At 65.8% G+C, this 17,778-nt stretch carries 16 protein-coding genes; 6 read left to right on the plus strand and 10 right to left on the minus strand.

Annotated features, from left to right (window positions below; genetic code table 11):
* Positions 1 to 163: 163 nt before the first annotated feature.
* The 4 genes from CLG96_RS12120 to CLG96_RS12135 form a co-directional block, all read right to left on the minus strand.
* Positions 164 to 1,471, minus strand: a complete 1,308-nt coding sequence (locus CLG96_RS12120) for an Nramp family divalent metal transporter (protein WP_243395759.1) — start codon at positions 1,469 to 1,471, stop codon at positions 164 to 166.
* A gap of 76 nt (positions 1,472 to 1,547) precedes the next feature.
* The gene (gene dcd / locus CLG96_RS12125) at positions 1,548 to 2,102 is read right to left on the minus strand and encodes a dCTP deaminase (RefSeq protein ID WP_107968247.1); all 555 of its coding nucleotides are present in this window, start codon (positions 2,100 to 2,102) and stop codon (positions 1,548 to 1,550) included.
* A 90-nt stretch (positions 2,103 to 2,192) separates the two neighbouring features.
* A complete protein-coding gene (locus CLG96_RS12130; RefSeq protein ID WP_107968248.1) occupies positions 2,193 to 2,645 on the minus strand; it encodes a cytidine deaminase in 453 nt (150 codons plus the stop codon).
* A gap of 10 nt (positions 2,646 to 2,655) precedes the next feature.
* Entirely contained in the window at positions 2,656 to 3,138 is a 483-nt protein-coding gene (locus CLG96_RS12135) for a UPF0262 family protein (RefSeq protein WP_107968249.1), read from the minus strand.
* A gap of 170 nt (positions 3,139 to 3,308) precedes the next feature.
* Between CLG96_RS12135 and CLG96_RS12140 the strand changes: the two genes are divergently transcribed.
* Positions 3,309 to 4,814, plus strand: a complete 1,506-nt coding sequence (locus CLG96_RS12140; protein WP_107968713.1) for a replicative DNA helicase — start codon at positions 3,309 to 3,311, stop codon at positions 4,812 to 4,814.
* Positions 4,815 to 5,008: 194 nt separating this feature from the next.
* Here CLG96_RS12140 and CLG96_RS12145 read toward each other — a convergent pair whose 3' ends face one another.
* The 6 genes from CLG96_RS12145 to CLG96_RS12170 all read right to left on the minus strand — a co-directional run bounded on the left by CLG96_RS12145 (position 5,009) and on the right by CLG96_RS12170 (position 10,441).
* The gene (locus tag CLG96_RS12145) at positions 5,009 to 5,770 is read right to left on the minus strand and encodes a phosphoadenylyl-sulfate reductase (RefSeq protein ID WP_107968250.1); all 762 of its coding nucleotides are present in this window, start codon (positions 5,768 to 5,770) and stop codon (positions 5,009 to 5,011) included.
* Positions 5,763 to 6,188, minus strand: a complete 426-nt coding sequence (locus CLG96_RS12150; RefSeq protein ID WP_107968251.1) for a DUF934 domain-containing protein — start codon at positions 6,186 to 6,188, stop codon at positions 5,763 to 5,765. The genes CLG96_RS12145 and CLG96_RS12150 overlap by 8 nt, the downstream gene beginning before the upstream one ends.
* Positions 6,181 to 7,815: a nitrite/sulfite reductase gene (locus CLG96_RS12155; protein WP_107968252.1), complete on the minus strand. Its 1,635-nt coding sequence runs from the start codon at positions 7,813 to 7,815 to the stop codon at positions 6,181 to 6,183. Before CLG96_RS12155 ends, CLG96_RS12150 begins: the two co-directional genes overlap by 8 nt.
* Positions 7,815 to 8,111, minus strand: a complete 297-nt coding sequence (locus CLG96_RS12160; protein ID WP_107968715.1) for a DUF2849 domain-containing protein — start codon at positions 8,109 to 8,111, stop codon at positions 7,815 to 7,817. Before CLG96_RS12160 ends, CLG96_RS12155 begins: the two co-directional genes overlap by 1 nt.
* Before the next feature lie 26 nt (positions 8,112 to 8,137).
* Positions 8,138 to 8,926, minus strand: coding sequence for a uroporphyrinogen-III C-methyltransferase (cobA, locus tag CLG96_RS12165; protein ID WP_107968253.1), 789 nt, complete (start codon positions 8,924 to 8,926; stop codon positions 8,138 to 8,140).
* A gap of 114 nt (positions 8,927 to 9,040) precedes the next feature.
* Positions 9,041 to 10,441, minus strand: a complete 1,401-nt coding sequence (locus tag CLG96_RS12170) for a protein adenylyltransferase SelO family protein (RefSeq protein ID WP_107968254.1) — start codon at positions 10,439 to 10,441, stop codon at positions 9,041 to 9,043.
* Between the two features lie 55 nt (positions 10,442 to 10,496).
* Here CLG96_RS12170 and CLG96_RS12175 point away from each other — a divergent pair, with 55 nt between their 5' ends.
* The 5 genes from CLG96_RS12175 to ligA all read left to right on the plus strand — a co-directional run bounded on the left by CLG96_RS12175 (position 10,497) and on the right by ligA (position 17,762).
* Positions 10,497 to 11,375, plus strand: a complete 879-nt coding sequence (locus tag CLG96_RS12175; protein ID WP_107968255.1) for an alpha/beta fold hydrolase — start codon at positions 10,497 to 10,499, stop codon at positions 11,373 to 11,375.
* A gap of 146 nt (positions 11,376 to 11,521) precedes the next feature.
* Positions 11,522 to 12,925 carry an NAD(P)H-dependent flavin oxidoreductase gene (locus CLG96_RS12180; RefSeq protein WP_107968256.1) on the plus strand — a complete coding sequence of 468 codons (1,404 nt, stop codon included), beginning with the start codon at positions 11,522 to 11,524 and terminating at the stop codon, positions 12,923 to 12,925.
* A 168-nt stretch (positions 12,926 to 13,093) separates the two neighbouring features.
* Positions 13,094 to 13,795, plus strand: a complete 702-nt coding sequence (locus CLG96_RS12185) for a glutamine amidotransferase (protein WP_107968257.1) — start codon at positions 13,094 to 13,096, stop codon at positions 13,793 to 13,795.
* Between the two features lie 176 nt (positions 13,796 to 13,971).
* Positions 13,972 to 15,633 carry a DNA repair protein RecN gene (gene recN / locus CLG96_RS12190; protein WP_107968258.1) on the plus strand — a complete coding sequence of 554 codons (1,662 nt, stop codon included), beginning with the start codon at positions 13,972 to 13,974 and terminating at the stop codon, positions 15,631 to 15,633.
* A 29-nt stretch (positions 15,634 to 15,662) separates the two neighbouring features.
* Complete coding sequence (ligA, locus tag CLG96_RS12195) at positions 15,663 to 17,762, plus strand: NAD-dependent DNA ligase LigA (RefSeq protein WP_107968259.1); 2,100 nt, start codon at positions 15,663 to 15,665, stop codon at positions 17,760 to 17,762.
* The last annotated feature ends 16 nt before the right edge of the window (positions 17,763 to 17,778 follow it).

The following is a 17,778-nucleotide window of genomic DNA, read 5'->3' on the forward strand; positions in this document are numbered from 1 at the left end:
GCAACCTGAACTTGCATCGCAGTGCCCGCAGGATAGCTCCCAGTCGAAACCGGAAATTGGCTAGGTCCGTCTCGATCCGGAATAATGGTCGTTCCGCCATCGATCGCCGACGGCGGATCCAATCCATGACGACGTTACGCTTTCAACGCAGTCCTGCCCGGCATCAGGCGAACCATGTCGCCACCAGGCAGAACATCGCCAGGAAGGTCACGAATGTCGTGGTCCAGCCCAATATGTTGGTCCAGCGCCCGTTCGCGCGCACTCCCATGACCTGCCGTTTGTTGGTGAGCAGCATCATCAGCAACAGGAGCGGCGGCACGGAAAAGCCCTGCACGATCCCGGACCAGACAAGCGCCTTCATCGGATTGAAGCCGAGGAAATTCAGCCCGACTGCCAGCAGCGTGACGGCCGCGATTATCAGGTAGAAGAACTTATTCTCGCTCGGCCGATCATGAAGGCTCGCTTCTCTGCCCAGCCCCTGGACGACATCATAGGCCGCTCCGATCGTCATCACGGGAACCGCCAGAAAGCCCACGCCCACCACGCCGGCCGCGAACAGATAGGTCGCCGCATCCCCGGCCAGGGGCCGGAGCGCGACTGCCGCCTGTGCGGCCGTTTCTATCTCCGTCTCGCCCGCCGGGTGCAGCGTCACGCCCGTGGCAAGAATGATGAAGTAGAGAATGATGTTCGAGAAGATCATGCCGATCAGCACGTCGCGGCTCATCCGCTTCATTTCGCTACGGCTTGCGCCCTTGCGCTGCCATAGCTGGCGGCGGCCCATCGCGATCTCCTCCTCGACCTCCTGGTTCGACTGCCAGGTGTAAATATAGGCGGATAACGAGGTGCCGATGCACGCGACCACGATCGACAGAAACTCGGCATCGAACCGGACGCGCGGTATGAGCGTGTTGCGGATCACCTCGATCGGATCGGGCCTGGCCATGATCGCTGCGATCACATAGGCGAAGAGAATGAGGGCGAGCCAGCGAAAGATGCTGCGGATGAGGCTATAGGATCCGAAATATTGGATCACATAGATGATGGCTGCCGTGGCGATGACGATCAACGGGATCGGTGCCGGAATGAGCAGATTCAACGCTGCACCGATGCCGCCGAGATCGGCCGCAGCCTCGATGATATTGCCGACGAAGGCGAGCATGACCATCGGAAGCAGCACCCATCGGGGGAACTGGTCCCGGATGCAGGCGAAAAGGCCCTTGCCATAGACCTGCCCGATCTTCGCCGAGAGATAGACCACCACACACATCATCGGCAGCAGGACGGGCGCGATCCAGAGGATGCCGAGGCCAAAGCGCGCGCCGGCGCTGGCATAGGTGCCGATCGCCGAGGGATCGTCGTCCGCGGCTCCCGTTATGACGCCGGAGCCGACGATGCGGAGAATGCCGGCCCTGCCGCGCTCCGCCTCTATCTCATATTCGCTATCGAGCGGTTCGCGAAGCTGATCGATCATGAAGCCTCACGAGCGGCAGGAGGACGGTCAGGTCACAACTGCCATGAGCCGCGTTGGTTCAGCCGACCGCCAAGGGTCACAGCCGCGGCAACGTCACCCCGCGCTGGCCCATATATTTGCCCGCCCGGTCGGCATAGCTCGTCTCGCAGGGCTCGTTGCCCTGGAGGAAGAGGAACTGGCACGCGCCCTCATTCGCATAGATTTTGGCCGGAAGCGGCGTGGTGTTCGAAAATTCGAGCGTCACATGGCCTTCCCAGCCGGGCTCCAAGGGCGTCACATTCACGATGATGCCGCAGCGCGCATAGGTGGATTTGCCGAGGCAGATCACCAGCACGTCGTTGGGCACGCGGAAATATTCGACCGTACGAGCGAGCGCGAAGCTGTTGGGCGGGATCACGCACACGTCGGTCCGCCGGTCGACGAAGCTGTTGGCCGCGAAATCCTTGGGATCGACCGTCGCCGAATCGACATTGGTGAAGATCTTGAACTCATCCGCCACGCGCGCGTCATAGCCGTAGGAGGAGAGGCCATAGCTGATGCAGCCTTCGCGCCGCTGGCTTTCGACGAAGGGCTCGATCATCCCGTCCTTGAGCGCACGCTCGCGGATCCAGCGGTCCGACATGATCGACATTCGTCTTTCTACTCCCCGTCACCCCGAAGCCGCTTCGGGGGCCAACATTGCGGCCCGCTGCCTAGCCGCTCCGGGGATGTATCATCAAGCTCAACCGCTTATCCCCAGATCGGCCGGGCCGAAGGCGAAGGGCAGCAGCTCCGAGACGAGATGCCGTTCCACCACCGTCCCGTCCGCCGATCCGCAATGGACGACGATGTCGCGCCCGCCCATCTGCGCCGCCTCGTTCAATATCTGGCGGCATCGGCCGCAGGGGCGCACGGGCGCGTCGCCCATGATGCCGTCGGGCCCGATCATGCCGCCTGTCACCCCGATCGCCACCACGTCGCGGAAGCGGCCGGCGGCATTGGCGGTGGCGAGCGCCACCGTCTCGGCGCAGAGCGACAGGCCGTAGCTGGCATTTTCGAAATTGGCGCCGGCGACGATCGTCCCATCGGCGAGCAGCAGCGCCGCGCCCACGCCGAAGCGCGAATAGGGCGCGTGCGCGTTGCGGGCGGCCTCGCGCGCATGATCGATCAGCACGCGGCCTGCGACATCCTCCATGGAGACGGGCTCAGCCACGGATATGCAGCACGCAGATGAGCGTGAAGAGCCGCCGCGCGGTATCGAAATCCACCTCTATCTTCCCTTCCAGTCGCTCGATCAGCAGTTCGGCCGCATTATTGTGGATACCGCGCCGGGCCATGTCGATCGTCTCGATCTGCTGCGCGCTCGCCTGGCGGATCGCCTGGAAATAGCTGTCGCAGATCGCGAAATAATCCTTGATCGCCCGGCGGAAGCTGGCGAGGCCGAGGATGATCGTCTCCAGGAGCTGGTCGTCCTCGGTCGCGATGTCGATCGCCAGCCGCCCTTCCTCGACGCGCAGCTTAACCTTGTAGGGCCCGTCATAGCCCCCCGCATAGGCGCGCCGGGGTGCGAAATAATTGCCTTCCAGCAGGTCGAATATAGCGATGCGCCGCTCCTGCTCCACATCGGCATTGCGCCAGATGATGGTCCGCTCGTCGAGCTCGACGGCTATGATGCGCGGATCGGCCATATCGCCTGGGTCGTTATCCGAGCCGGGGCGATAAGCAAAGGCCGGAAGCGGGAAAGGGCGCCGGGAAGGGGGCGTTGCCAACAGTCGCTCCCGGAACAATCCACAGCTTGATCCACGGCCGGGCGACGAGCGGATTTGAGGATCGGGCCGCGAAGGTCCATCATGGCGCCATGGCCGAACTCGTACGAATCACGCCGCCCTCGCCCGGTGAACCGCCCGCCCTGCCGCACAATGTGGAGGCCGAAGCAGCCCTTCTCGGCGCGCTGATGATCGACAATCGCATCGCCGAGGATGTGCAGGTGAAGCTCAGGCCCGAGCATTTTCACCAGCCGCTCCATGGCCGCATCTATGAGGCGATATTGAAGGCGATCGATCGCAACATGATCGCCAATCCGGTGACGCTCCGGCCGATGTTCGAGGCGGATGCGGAAATGAAGGAGCTGGGCGGCCCCGCCTATCTCGCCAAGCTCACCGGATCGGGCGCGGCGCTGATCGGCGCGCGCGATTTCGCGACGCAAATCTATGATCTGGCGCTTCTCCGCGAGCTGATCGCGGTCGGCCGGACGATGGTCGAGAAAGCGAGCGACACCAGCGACTCGGTCGATCCCAAGACGCAGATCGAGGAGGCGGAGGTCGCCCTCTATCGCGTCGCCGAGGAAGGGGGTGAGCAGGGCAGCGTCAAGAGCTTCGCCCAGGCCGCCTCGCTCGCGGTCAAGTCGGTCGAGCGCGCGCTCAACAGCGGCGGCGGCGTCTCGGGCATCACCACGGGCCTCGAAGGACTCAACAAGCGGATGGGCGGCCTCCACCGCTCCGACCTCATCATCCTCGCCGGCCGTCCCGGCATGGGCAAGACCTCGCTTGCCACCAATATCGGCTTCAACGCAGCCAAGCGGCTCGTGCGCGATCGCGAGGACGGGATAGAAGAGGGCAAGTCGCTCGGCGCGGGCGTGGCCTTTTTCAGCCTCGAAATGTCCGCCGATCAGCTCGCCACGCGTATCCTTGCCGAGCAATCGGGCATCAGCTCCGAAAAGCTCCGCATGGGCAAGATCAACCAGCAGGATTTCCGCAATCTCGCCCGCGCGTCTGCCGAGCTTGAGACGCTGCCTTTCTATATCGACGACACGCCGGGGCTCACCGTCGCCGCGCTGCGCACCCGCGCGCGGCGCTTGAAGCGGCAGCGCGGCATCGACCTCATCATCGTCGATTATCTCCAGCTCCTGTCCGGCTCGGGCAAGGCGGCGGGCGAAAATCGCGTGCAGGAAATTTCGGAGATCAGCCGTGGCCTCAAGACGCTCGCCAAGGAGCTGCACGTCCCCGTGATCGCGCTCTCCCAGCTCAGCCGTGCGGTCGAGCAGCGCGAGGACAAGCGGCCCGTCCTGTCGGACCTTCGCGAATCCGGCTCGATCGAGCAGGACGCGGATATCGTGATGTTCGTCTATCGCGAGGATTATTATCACTCGTTCAAGGAGCCGCCCAAGCCCACCGACTCCAACTCGATCGAGGCGGAGAAATATGCCGAGTGGATGCGCAAGGACATGGAGATTCAGGGCCGGGCGCTCGCCATCATCGCCAAGCAGCGCCACGGCGCCACGGGCAATGTGCCGCTCCATTTCGACAAGGAAACGACCAAGTTCAGCGACCTGGCCGACGACGGCTGGGCGCGCGATCTGGATTAAAGCTGACCGCCGCTATTCTCCCGTCGCCCCTGCGGAGGCAAAGGGCGACGGGCCCAGAAGGGTTGACTGAAACACCGCTCAGGCTGAGCTTGTCAAAGCCTGTATCGAGCCTGTCGGGTGAGTCTCGGCACCCTTCGACAAGCTCAGGGTGAGCGCGGTCCGGTGGAGAACGCTCCGGGCGAAACTCCACCCCCTCAGAAAGCCGGCTCATCCCCTGGGCCGGGAATGACGGAATGGATGCCGCATTCCACCTTGTCCCAGCCGCGCCAGCGGCCGGCGCGCGGATCCTCGCCCGGCTTCACCACGCTGGTGCAGGGCGCGCAGCCGATCGAGAGATAGCCGCGCGCCTCCAGCGGATGGCGCGGCAGCTCATGTTCCGCGAAATAGGCGTCGAGATCGGCCTTGCTCCAGTCCGCGAGCGGATTGATCTTGAGCCGGCCGTCCTCGATCTCGAAGCGGGGCAGCGCCTTGCGCGTGCCCGACTGGAAGCCCTTGCGCCCCGAAATCCAGGCGTCGAAGCCCGAAAGCGCGCGCGCCAGCGGCTCCACCTTGCGGATTTCGCAGCATCCGTCGGGATCATAGGACCAGCGCAGGCCGGTCTGGTCCTTCGCCGCCAGCACGCGCGGATCGGGACGATAGACGCGCAGGTCCAGCACGCCCAGCCGCTCGGCCAGCTCGTCGCGATAGGCCAGCGTCTCGCCGAACATCTTCTGCGTGTTGACGAAGATCACCGGCACCGCCTTGTCGATCGACGTCACCAGATGCAGCAGCACCGCGGATTCGGTGCCGAAGGAGGAGACGAGCGCCGTGTGCCCGCCAAGCTCGCCCGTCAGCAGCTCGCGCAGCATCTCCGACGCGCCCACGCCTGCGAAGCGCGCCTCGAGCGCGGCCGCATCCTCCGGCCCGAAGGCGGGGGCGGTATCGATGATGTCGAGCGCGCGGGCGGCTTCAGCCATTGCGGATCCTCCAGACGGGTGGCCTGATGTCGACCGTCTTCTGATAGACATAGTCATAGCGATAGAGCGCGCGCTCGACCGCTTCGAGGTCGAGCGTGGTTTCGGGCGCGAAGGAATCGAAGCCGCAGCGCCGCATGGGAACGATCTGGTCGAGCAGAACGTCGCCCGCCGCGCGCAGCTCGCCCGTATAGCCTGCCTCGCGCAGGATGCGCGCGGCCGAATAGCCGCGCCCGTCGCGGAATTTGGGGAAGGCCACCTCGATCAGCGACAGCCGGTCGAGATGCGGCAGCAGCGCGCGCGCATCCTCGTCCGGCTCCAGCCGCACGGCGGTGGCGTTGCTCTGGCCGAGAAAGGCGTCGAGCGTGACGGCGGGCTCCTCATGCGGCTCGTCGTCGCGGAACCGGATCGCGTCACCCATAGATCGCCTCCTTGAAGGGCGCGAGGCCGACGCGCCGATAGGTATCGAGGAAGCGTTCGCCCTCGGTGCGCAGTTCGCGATAGGTTTCCAGCGCCTTCTCCACGGCGTCGACCACGCCGTCCTCGGAAAATCCGGGGCCGATGATCTTGGCGATGCTGGTATCCTCGGCCCCCGATCCGCCGAAGGAGAGCTGGTAATTCTCCTCGCCTTTCCGGTCGACGCCCAAGATGCCGATATGGCCCGCATGATGATGCCCGCAGGCGTTGATGCAGCCGGAAATCTTGAGCTTCACCTCGCCCAGGTCGCGCTGCCGGTCGAGGCTGGCGAAGCGCTGGGCGATCTTCTGCGCGACCGGGATCGAGCGCGCATTGGCGAGGCTGCAATAATCGAGCCCCGGGCAGGCGATGATATCGCTCACCAGATCGAGATTGGGGGTGGCGAGCCCCGCCGCGTCGAGCTTCTTCCAGATGGTGTGGAGATCGCGCTTGGCGACATGCGGCAGCACGATATTCTGCGCATGCGTCACGCGCAGCTCGTCGAAACTATATTGCTCGGCGAGGTCCGCCATCAGATCCATCTGCGCGGAGGATGCGTCGCCCGGAATGCCGCCGACCGGCTTCAGGCTGATCGTGACGATCGCATGGCCCGGCTGCTTGTGGGCATGGACATTCTGCTCCACCCAAGAGGCGAAATCGGGATCGCTGAGATCAATCTCGTCGGGCAGGCCCGTCTCATAGGCCGGCGGCGCGAAGAAGGCCGCGATCCGCTCGAACTCGCCCGCGGGCGGATCGAGGCCGAGCGTCTTCACATGGAGGAATTCTTCCTCCACCTGACGGCGATATTCGTCCGCGCCCAACTCGTGGATCAATATCTTGATCCGTGCCTTGTACATATTATCGCGCCGGCCATAGCGATTATAGACGCGCAGGCAGGCTTCCATATAGCTTAGGAAATCTTCTTTCGGCAGGAAGTCGCGGATCAGCGGCGCGATCATCGGCGTGCGGCCCATGCCGCCGCCCACGAACACGCGGAAGCCGACTTCGCCCGCCTCGTTGCGCCGGATCTGCAGGCCGATATCGTGCAGCTTCACCGCCGCGCGATCCTCCTCCGACGCGATCACCGCAATTTTGAACTTGCGCGGCAGATAGGTGAATTCGGGGTGAAAGGTGCTCCACTGGCGCAGCAGCTCGGCCCAGGGGCGCGGGTCCGTCACCTCGTCGGCGGCGGCGCCGGCGAACTGGTCGGACGAGATGTTGCGGATGCAGTTGCCGCTCGTCTGGATGGCATGCATCTCGACGGTGGCAAGCTCGGCCAATATGTCGGCCGCATCCTCCAGCTTGATCCAGTTGTACTGGAGGTTCTGGCGCGTGGTGAAATGTCCATAGTCGCGGTCATATTTGCGCGCGATGTGCGCCAGCATCCGCATCTGCCGGCTGGAAAGCGTGCCATAAGGAATGGCGATGCGCAGCATATAGGCGTGGAGCTGGAGATAGAGGCCGTTCATCAGCCTCAGCGGCTTGAACTGATCCTCGCTCAGCTCGCCCGACAGGCGGCGCTCGGCCTGCTCGCGGAATTCCTCCACGCGCGCCTCGACGATCGACTGGTCATATTCGTCATATTTGTACATCAGAGCACCCGTTCCGCAGCGCCTTCATCCGCCGGCGCGATCGAAAGATCGGGGCGCACGGTCGGCCCATAAGCGCGGATGCGGTCCTTGATATGGGCGGGGCGGGGGCCGTCCGGCGTCGCCTTCGCCTCGATCACATAGGGCACGTTCACATGGCGTGCCGCTTCCTCGCGCGCGGCGACCGCCTCTGCTTCCGCGCCGGCATCGACCGCGTCGGCGATGTGGCGGGACCAGCCCCTGCCGGTCCACCATGTCACGTCACCCGTGGCCAGATCGTTCCCCGTCACGATCCTCACTGTCTCGAACTCCATGTCGCTTGCCCTCATGCCAGCGCACTGGCCTGTGCGGCGAGCGTTGCCAAGCGATTATCGGCGTCCGAAAGCAGAACGACCTCGCCCACGACGATGATCGCCGGGCTCGTGACGCGCTCGCGGCGCACCATGTCGCCCAGATCGGCCAGCAGCGTGCGCATCGCCCGGCTGCCTTCCAGCGTGCCGCGTTCCAGCACCGCCACCGGCATGTCCGGCGCCACGCCCTCGGCCACCAGCTTGTCCGCGATAAGCTGCGCACAGGCAACGCCCATATAGATTACGAGCGTGCGGCCATGGCCGGCAAGGCCCGCCCAGCTCTGCTCGCCGAGCCCCGCGCACTGCCCCGCGACGAAGCTCACCGCGCTCGACCATTCGCGATGCGTCAGCGGCAGCATCGCCTCCGCAGCGCAGCCGAGCGCCGCCGAAACGCCGGGGACGACATCGACCCGGAGGCCTGCCGCGCGCACCGCCTCCACCTCTTCGCCGCCGCGCCCGAAGACGAACGGATCGCCGCCTTTGAGCCGCACGACGATCGATCCTGCCTTCACATGGGCGATGATCAGCGCGTTGATCGCATCCTGCGGCAGCGTATGGTGGTCGCGCTGCTTGGCGACCGAGATGCGCTGCGCATGGGCCGGGGCATGATCCAGCACGCGCGGATCGACCAGCCCGTCATGCACCACCACGTCCGCGCTCTTGAGCGCCTCGACCGCGCGCAAGGTCAGCAGCCCGGGATCGCCCGGGCCGGCGCCGACGAGAATCACGCGCCCGCGCGCATGGGGATCGAGCAATGTGGCCATGCGCCCCAGATGGTCGCCCGCGTATCGCGGCGCAACCGAAGCTTGCTTTGCGACGGGTTAGGAGAACTTTCGTTCCCTCGTCGCCATTGCCCCTTCGGGGGCAGGGGCGACGGATCAGCCGCCACCCATCGCCGCACCCATCCGTCTGACCGCCGCCACCTTCGCCTCGAAATGGCTCCAGTCGTCGCCCTCCGCGATCGGCGCCCAGATCGCCTCCACCTCGTCGATATGCATCGAGCAGGGCGCCTCGTCCCGCCAATAATCATGATCGAGCGCGCGCATCGGCCGGAACTGTTCCACCGCCGCCACAAACTCCGCAAACTGCGGCGTTGCATAGGCGCTGTCGGCAGGCGAGGGACCGCGCCGACGTCCGCCTGCCCAGTCGAAGAAGAAACGGTCTATCTCCACCATGCCCGTGCCGAGCGCGCCATCGATCGCCTGGAGCAGCGCCAGATCCTCCGCCTCTCCCCTGGGCGCGATGCCCAGCCGCGCGAAGATCGCATCGCGGAACGCATCCTCGTAACGCGCCGGAAATTCGTCCAGCACCGGCGCCAGCGCCTCTGCGCTTGCCACCAGCCTCAGCGCGATGGCGAGCTGCACCACGTCCCAATGGATCGCCTGCGCCTGCCGGCCGAAGGCATAGAGGCCCTGATGGTCGAAATAGGCGGCGGTGAAGCCCCCGTCCCATAGTGGCGTGAAGCGCCATGGCCCATAATCGAAGCTTTCGGCGGTGACGTTGATATTGTCGCTGTTGAGCACGCCATGGACGAAGCCCGCCGCCATATAGGAAGCCGCCAGCCGCGCGGTGCCCTTGACGACATGGCCCAATAGCCGCGCCTCCGGCTCGTCCCCCGCCGCCTCGCCGAAATATTGTTCAAGCACATAGGCGGTGAGCTGCCGCATCGTCGCTTCGTCGCGGATGGTGGCGAGGCGCTGGAAGGTGCCGATGCGGATATGGCCGTGGCTCAACCGCACCAGCACGGAGGAACGGGTGGGGGAGGGCTCGTCGCCGCGCTGGAGCTCTTCGCCCGTCTCGATCAGCGAGAAGCTCTTGGACGTCTCGACGCCCAGCGCCTCGAGCATCTCGGTCGCCAGCACCTCGCGTACGCCGCCCTTGAGCGTCAGTCGTCCGTCGCCGAAGCGACTATAGGGCGTCTGCCCCGATCCCTTGGTGCCGAGATCGAGCAGCCGGTCCCGCCCATCCTTCAGTTGTGCGAAGAGGAAGCCGCGCCCGTCGCCGATGTCGGGATTGTACACGCGGAACTGATGGCCATGGTAACGCAGCGCCAAGGGCTGCGGCAGATTGTCCGGCAGCGGCTCGAAGCGGCCGAAATGGCCGATCCATTGCTCGTCCGACAGGCCGGCGAGGCCCACCGTCTCCGCCCAGCGGTCATTGCGGAAGCGCAGCCTGTGCTGGGGGAAGCGCGCTGCCTCCACCGGATCATAGATCGCGCCGTCAAGTTGCAGGATGATTTTGGAGGGCCGGTAAGAGCCGGCTTGCGGGGGCGTCGCCATCGCGGCGATATGGGGCGACTGGGCCGGGAGACGCAAGCATGGGGGTGACGCGGGCATGGTGACGATATTGGAGGCGCGCTGGACGGATGGTTATTGGTGGTCCAAGGACGGGCTTCGCCTCCATTATCGCGATTATCCGGGCCCGTCGGACAAGCCGCCGATCCTCTGCCTGCCCGGCCTCACGCGCAATGTGCGCGATTTCGCCGATGTCGCCGATCGCCTGGCCGGAAGCTGGCGGCTGATCGTCGTCGAGCAGCGCGGGCGCGGCGAGAGCGCCTATGCCAAGGATCCGATGAGCTATGTACCGCTCACCTATCTTCAGGATGTCGAGGCGCTGATCGACACGCTCGGCCTTGGCCATTTCATCGTCTTCGGCACCTCGCTCGGCGGCATGCTCGCCATGCTGTTGTCCGCCACCGGCCCGGGGCGGCTGGCGGGCGCACTGCTCAACGATATCGGCCCCGTGCTGGAGATTGCCGGCCTCACGCGCATTCGCAGCTATGTCGGCCGGAGCGGGAGCTGGCCCACCTGGGTCCATGCCGCGCGCGCGCTCGCCGAGGTGCAGGGCGCATCCTATCCCGAATATGCGCTGGAGGACTGGCTGGTCATGGCGAAGCGGCTGTGCCGGCTCACCTCCTCGGGCAAGATCGTGCTCGATTATGACATGAAGATCGCGGAGCCCTTCCGCCTGCCCGGCGATGCGGCGATGGACCTGTGGCCCGCGCTGCAGAGCCTGGAAGGCGTGCCCTCGCTGCTCGTCCGCGGCGCCCTGTCCGACGTGCTGAGCGAGGAGACGGCGAGCGAGATGGTGCGCCGCCTGCCGCTGATGGATTATCTGACGGTGCCCGCGGTCGGTCATGCGCCCACGCTCGACGAGCCGCCCTGCCGCGCGGCGATCGACCGGCTGCTCGACCGGATCGAACGGGCCATTTGATCTTTCCGTCTTGCCCCCGCCCGGCATCGGGGGGATGATGGGGGATTGCGGCGAAAAGAGGGTGTTTGGGGGTAGGTATCGCTTTTCGCGCGCATTCCGGCGCGTTAGCCCCTATATGGCGCCCCGGGTTTCCGACGGAGGGATGATTGTTCAAGGGTGTGCGCCCGATCCTATATGGTGGGCGAGAGGTCTGGCCGTTGATCGAGGGCGGCAAGGGCGTGGCGGTTTCGAACCATGCGAGTTCGGGCGCCTGGGCCGCGGCCGGTGGTATCGGCACGGTTTCGGCCGTCAATGCCGACAGCTATGATGCCGATGGCAGGATCATCCCCCAGGTTTATCGCGCGCTCACGCGGCGTGAGCGGCATGAGGAACTGATCGAATATGCGATCGAGGGCGCCGTCCAGCAGGTGAAGCGCGCCTTCGAGATTGCCGGCGGCAAGGGTGCCATCAACATCAACGTGCTGTGGGAAATGGGCGGCGCGCAGCGCGTGCTTCATGGCGTGCTGGAACGCACGCGCGGCCTCGTCGCGGGCGTCACCTGCGGTGCCGGCATGCCCTATCGTCTGTCGGAGATCGCGGCCTCCTACAATGTCCATTATCTCCCGATCGTCAGTTCCGGCCGCGCCTTCCGCGCGCTATGGAAGCGGGCCTATTCCAAGGCGTCCGAATGGCTTGCGGCGGTGGTCTATGAGGATCCGTGGCGTGCGGGCGGGCATAATGGCCTGTCCAATGCCGAAGATCCGCTGAAGCCCGAGGATCCCTATCCCCGCGTCAAGGCGCTGCGCGAAACGATGCGCGAGGGCGGTATTTCGGATGATGTGCCGATCGTCATGGCCGGCGGCGTCTGGTTCCTGCGCGAATGGAATGACTGGATCGACAATCCGGAGCTCGGCACCATCGCCTTCCAGTTCGGCACGCGGCCGCTGCTGACGCAGGAAAGCCCGATTCCGCAGGATTGGAAGACGCATCTGACGCAGCTCGACGAAGGCGATATCCTGCTCCATCGCTTCTCGCCGACGGGTTTCTATTCCTCCGCCGTGCGCAATCCCTTCCTGCGCAATCTGGAAGCGCGCTCGGAACGGCAGATCGCCTTTTCCGGCGAAGCGGCGGGCGATCATCAATATCAGCTCGATGTCGGCGTGAAGGGCAAGAGCTTCTGGGTCACGCGCGGCGATCTGCTGCGCGCGCGCGAATGGTATGGCCTGGGCTTCACCTCCGCGCTCAAGACGCCGGATAATACGCTCGTCTTCGTGACGCCCGAGGAGATGAAGACGATCCGCAAGGATCAGGCGGATTGCATGGGCTGTCTCAGCCAGTGCAGCTTCTCCTCCTGGGCGGATATGGAAGGCAACAGCACCGGGCGCCTCGCCGATCCGCGCAGCTTCTGCATCCAGAAGACGCTGCAGGACATCGCGCATGGCGGGCCGATCGACCAGAATCTGATGTTCGCCGGCCACGCCGCCTATCGCTTCAAGCAGGATCCCTTCTATTCCAACGGCTTCGTGCCCAGCGTGAAGCAGCTTATCGACCGCATTCTGACGGGCGACTGATCTCCACCGTCGCCCCTGCCTTGCGCAGGGGCGACGGCAATATTGATCGATTGTTCGCGCTCGCCCCTGAGTGCGGTGGCCGGCAAAATCGCGAGCGCTGCCATCTTTCGCCCGAAAAAGAATCTCTAACCTTCATTAATGCGGATGATCGGCTAATCTGCTTCGCCCATGAAGCGCGCCCTCGTCATTCGCCATACCCCCTATGAAGGAATCGCCGCCTTCCGCCGTCCGGTGGAGGAAGCGGGCTATGTCATCGATCGGATCGACGTCACCGATCCGGCCTTTCCCACGCTCGACATGTGTTCGCCCGATCTGGTCGTGATGATGGGCGGCCCGATGGGCGTCTATGAGCGCGAGGCCTATCCCTGGATCGCGCATGAGATTGAGCGGCTTGCCGATCGCATCGCCGCCGATCGTCCCACGCTCGGCGTCTGCCTCGGCAGCCAGATGATCGCCGCTGCCATGGGTAGCCATGTCTATCCCGGGCCGGTCAAGGAGGTTGGCTTCGCGCCGATCAGCATCAATGCCGCCGGGCTCGATTCGCCGCTGCGCCATCTCGACGGCGTGCCCGTGCTCCACTGGCATGGCGATACATTCGACCTGCCCGACGGCGCGGAATTGCTCGCCTCCAGCGACAAATATGTGCATCAGGCCTTCCGCCGCGGCGCCAATCTGCTCGCGCTGCAATGCCACCCCGAAATGGGCGAGGATCCGCGTATCGAGGCCTGGCTGGAAAATTCGGACGATTATCTTGCCGAAGCCGGCACTCATGCCGATGCGATCCGCGCAGATTATTGTACGCAGGGGCCGGTGACGATCACTTATGGCCGGACGATGATCACCGAATGGCTGGCGGGGATTCGCAACTAAATTCTTCCGTCGTGGAGATAGAGGTCTATCGCTCTCGCCACGAGCGTGACCCCAGTGAATAGAGGCATGGGCCCCCGCCTCCGCAGGGACGACGGCCATTGGGGGCAAGGGGCGACGATTCACTTGGGGCGGCCGCCCCGGTTCAACTCCCCCAAATGATCGGCTAGAGCTTGGCCATGCTGACCGCTCTCGCCATTCGCGATGTCGTGCTCATCGAAGCGCTCGACCTGGAATTCGCATCCGGTCTCGGCGCGTTGACGGGCGAGACGGGCGCGGGCAAGTCGATCCTGCTCGATTCGCTCGGCCTCGCGCTCGGCGCGCGCGCGGACAGCGGGCTCGTCCGCCAGGGCGCATCCCAATCGGTCGTCACCGCCAGCTTCGATCTTCCGGCCGATCATGCGGTCGCATCGCTTCTCGCCGAAAATGGCCTGGATGCCGAGCCCGGCGAGCCGCTCGTCGTCCGCCGCATCGTCAAGGCCGATGGCGGCAGTCGCGCCTTCGTCAACGATCAGCCGGCGTCGGCTGCGCTGCTGCGCGAGCTCGGCAGCTATCTCGTCGAAATCCATGGCCAGCATGATGATCGTGGCCTGCTCAATCCGCGCGGCCATCGCGCGCTGCTCGACGCCTTCGGCCGTATCTCGACCGATGCTGCCGCCTCCGCCCACCGTGCCTGGCGCGAGGCCGAGACGCGGCTGGAAAGTGCGCGCGAGGATCTGGAAAATGCCGCGCGCGATCGCGAATGGCTCGATCATGCGGTGGCCGAGCTGTCCGCCTTTGCCGCCGAGCCCGGCGAGGAAGCGGAGCTCGCCGCCGAGCGCGCCGCCATGCAGAAGGGCGCACGCCTGTCGGACGATCTCGAGGCCGTGTCCGGCCATCTCGAAGGATCGGAGGGGGGCCTTGCCCAGCTTCGTCAGGCCGCGCGCCGGCTCGATCGCATCGCGGCCGAGCATCCCGCGCTCGCCGAGGCGCTGGCAGCGCTCGACCGCGCGGTGATCGAGGCCGCCGAGGCCGAGGACCGGCTGGGCGAGGCATCGCGCGCGCTGGCCTTCGATCCGGCCCGGCTGGAGGCGGTCGAGACGCGGCTGTTCGATCTGCGCGCGCTCGCCCGCAAGCATCGCGTCGATCCCGATCAGCTCGCCGCGCTCACCGAGGAGCTCGCCCAGCGCCTCGCGCTCATCGATGCGGGCGGGGAGGGGATTGCCGCGCTGGAAGCCGAGGCCCGCGCTGCCCGCGCCGCTTATGAGGAGGAAGCCGCGACGCTCAGCGCCGCGCGCCAGATGGCGGCCGTCCGCCTCGATGCGGCGGTGAAGGCGGAGCTTGCGCCGCTCAAGCTCGATGCCGCGCGCTTCCGCACCATCGTCGAGCCGCTGGCCGAGCCGCAATGGAGCGGCACGGGGCGCGATCGTGTCGAATTCGAAATCTCCACCAATCCCGGCGCGCCCTTCGCTCCGCTCGTCAAGATCGCCAGCGGTGGCGAACTTTCGCGTTTCATCCTCGCGCTCAAGGTGGCGCTGGCAGAGGAGGGCGGGGCGGCCACGATGATCTTCGACGAGATTGATCGCGGCGTCGGCGGCGCGGTCGCCAGTGCCATCGGCGAGCGGCTTGCCCGCCTCTCGGCCCGCGCCCAGATCCTCGTCGTCACGCATAGTCCGCAGGTCGCCGCCCGCGCCGACCGCCACTGGCTGATCGCCAAGAGCCATGACGGGCTCGTCACGCGCACCGGCGTCCACGCCCTCGATGCCGTCGAGCGCCGCGAGGAGATTGCCCGCATGCTGTCCGGCGCCGAAGTCACCGATGAGGCGCGTGCCCAGGCCCGGCGTCTGCTCGAGGCTGCCTGACCGGCCGATACGCCCAAGAAATGAGAGAAATGACCGACATCGAAGCTGCCGCCGAACTCGCCCGTCTTGCCGCTGAAATCGCGCGCCACAACCAGCTTTATCATGATCAGGATGCGCCCGAGATTTCGGACGCCGAATATGATGCGCTGGTTCGCGCCAATGCGGAGCTGGAGGCGCGTTTCCCGCATCTCGTCCGCACCGATTCGCCGAGCCGTCTGGTCGGCGCCGCGCCCAGCGGCCGTCTCGCCAAGGTGCCGCATGCCCGGCCGATGCTCAGCCTCGACAACGCCTTTTCCGATGAGGAGGTGGAGGAATTCATCGGCCGCGTCCGCCGCTTCCTCAACCTGCCCGACGATGCGGAAGTGGCGCTCACCGCCGAGCCCAAGATCGATGGCCTGTCCTGCTCGCTGCGATATGAGCGCGGCCGCCTCGTCTGCGCCGCCACGCGCGGCGACGGCCAGACGGGCGAGGATGTCACCGCCAATGTCTCCACCATTGCGGACATTCCCCGCACGCTCCCCGGCGCGGTGCCGGACGTGTTCGAGGTTCGCGGCGAGGTCTATATGGCCAAGGCCGATTTTCTCGCGCTCAATGCCCGTCAGGCGGAGGCGAAGGGCAAAATCTTCGCCAATCCCCGCAACGCCGCGGCGGGCTCGCTCCGCCAGCTCGATCCCGCCATCACCGCATCGCGTCCCCTGCGCTTCTTCGCGCATGGCTGGGGCGAGGTGTCCGATCTTCCGGCGGAAACGCAATTTTCTGTAATGCAATGGATTTCTGATCGGGGCCTGCCCATCTCGCCCGATCTCACCCGCGTCAACGGCCATAACGACCTACTCAGCCATTATCGCGCCATCGAGGCCCGCCGTGCGGATCTCCCCTTCGATATCGACGGCGTCGTCTACAAGGTCGATCGGCTCGACTGGCAGCGCCGCCTAGGGCAAGTCGCCCGCGCGCCGCGTTGGGCGATTGCGCATAAATTTCCTGCCGAACGCGCCGAAACCGTCCTCACCGCGATCGACATTCAGGTCGGGCGCACCGGCGCGCTCACGCCCGTCGCCCGGCTGGAGCCGGTCAATGTCGGCGGCGTCACCGTCACCAACGCCACGCTCCACAATGCCGACGAGATTGAGCGGCTCGGCCTGCGCATCGGCGATCGCGTCCTGATCCAGCGCGCCGGCGACGTCATCCCCCAGATCGTCCAGAATCTCACGCCCGACGCGGCGCGCGAACCCTATCTCTTCCCGCACGAATGCCCCGAATGCCATTCGGCGGCGGAACGCGAGGTGGACGGCGTCGTCTATCGCTGTACCGGCGGCCTGATCTGCCCCGCCCAGCGCGTCGAGCGGCTTCGCCACTTCGTCTCGCGCTATGCGCTCGACATAGAAGGGCTGGGCCTCGTCCATATCGAGGGTTTCTTCCGCGACGGCCTGATTCATTCGCCCGCCGACATCTTCCGCCTCCACGAAAAGCGCGAGGCGCTGATCAATCGCGAGCGCTGGGCGGAAACCTCGGTCGCCAATCTCCTCGCCGCGATCGATGCACGCCGCCAGCCGCCGCTCGACCGCTTCCTCTTCGCGCTCGGCATCCGCCATGTCGGCGAGGTGACGGCGCGCGATCTCGCCCGCCGCTATTCGACCTGGGAGGCGCTGACCGCGATGCTCGACGCGGCCGTTGCCCGGCGGGACGCGATGGCGCCCGTGCTCGCGGAGCCGGAGGCCAAATTCGCCCAGCGCGTCGCCAAGGAGATGGCGGCGATCGTCGACACGGCCAATGTCGGCGGCGAGGTCGCCCAGGCGCTGGTCGACTTCTTCGCCGAGCCGCATAATCGCGAGGTGCTCGCCGATCTGCTCGCCCAGGTCGATGTCCAGCCGGTCATCTTCGAAACCCACGCCTCGCCCGTTTCCGGCAAGACCGTGGTCTTCACCGGCAAGCTCGAGACGATGAGCCGAGACGAGGCCAAGGCGCAGGCGGAGGCGCTTGGTGCCAAGGCGGCGGGCTCCGTCTCGAAGAAGACAGATCTGGTGGTCGCGGGGCCGGGCGCAGGCTCGAAGCTCAAGCAGGCGGCCGACCTCGGCATCGAAGTGATCGACGAGGCGGCCTGGAACGCGATCGTCGCCGCGGCCGGCTGAAGACAGCCGGCTTCGC

Origin of the sequence: Sphingomonas oleivorans (genome assembly GCF_003050615.1) — a bacterium.
GTDB classification, from domain to species: domain Bacteria; phylum Pseudomonadota; class Alphaproteobacteria; order Sphingomonadales; family Sphingomonadaceae; genus Sphingomonas_H; species Sphingomonas_H oleivorans.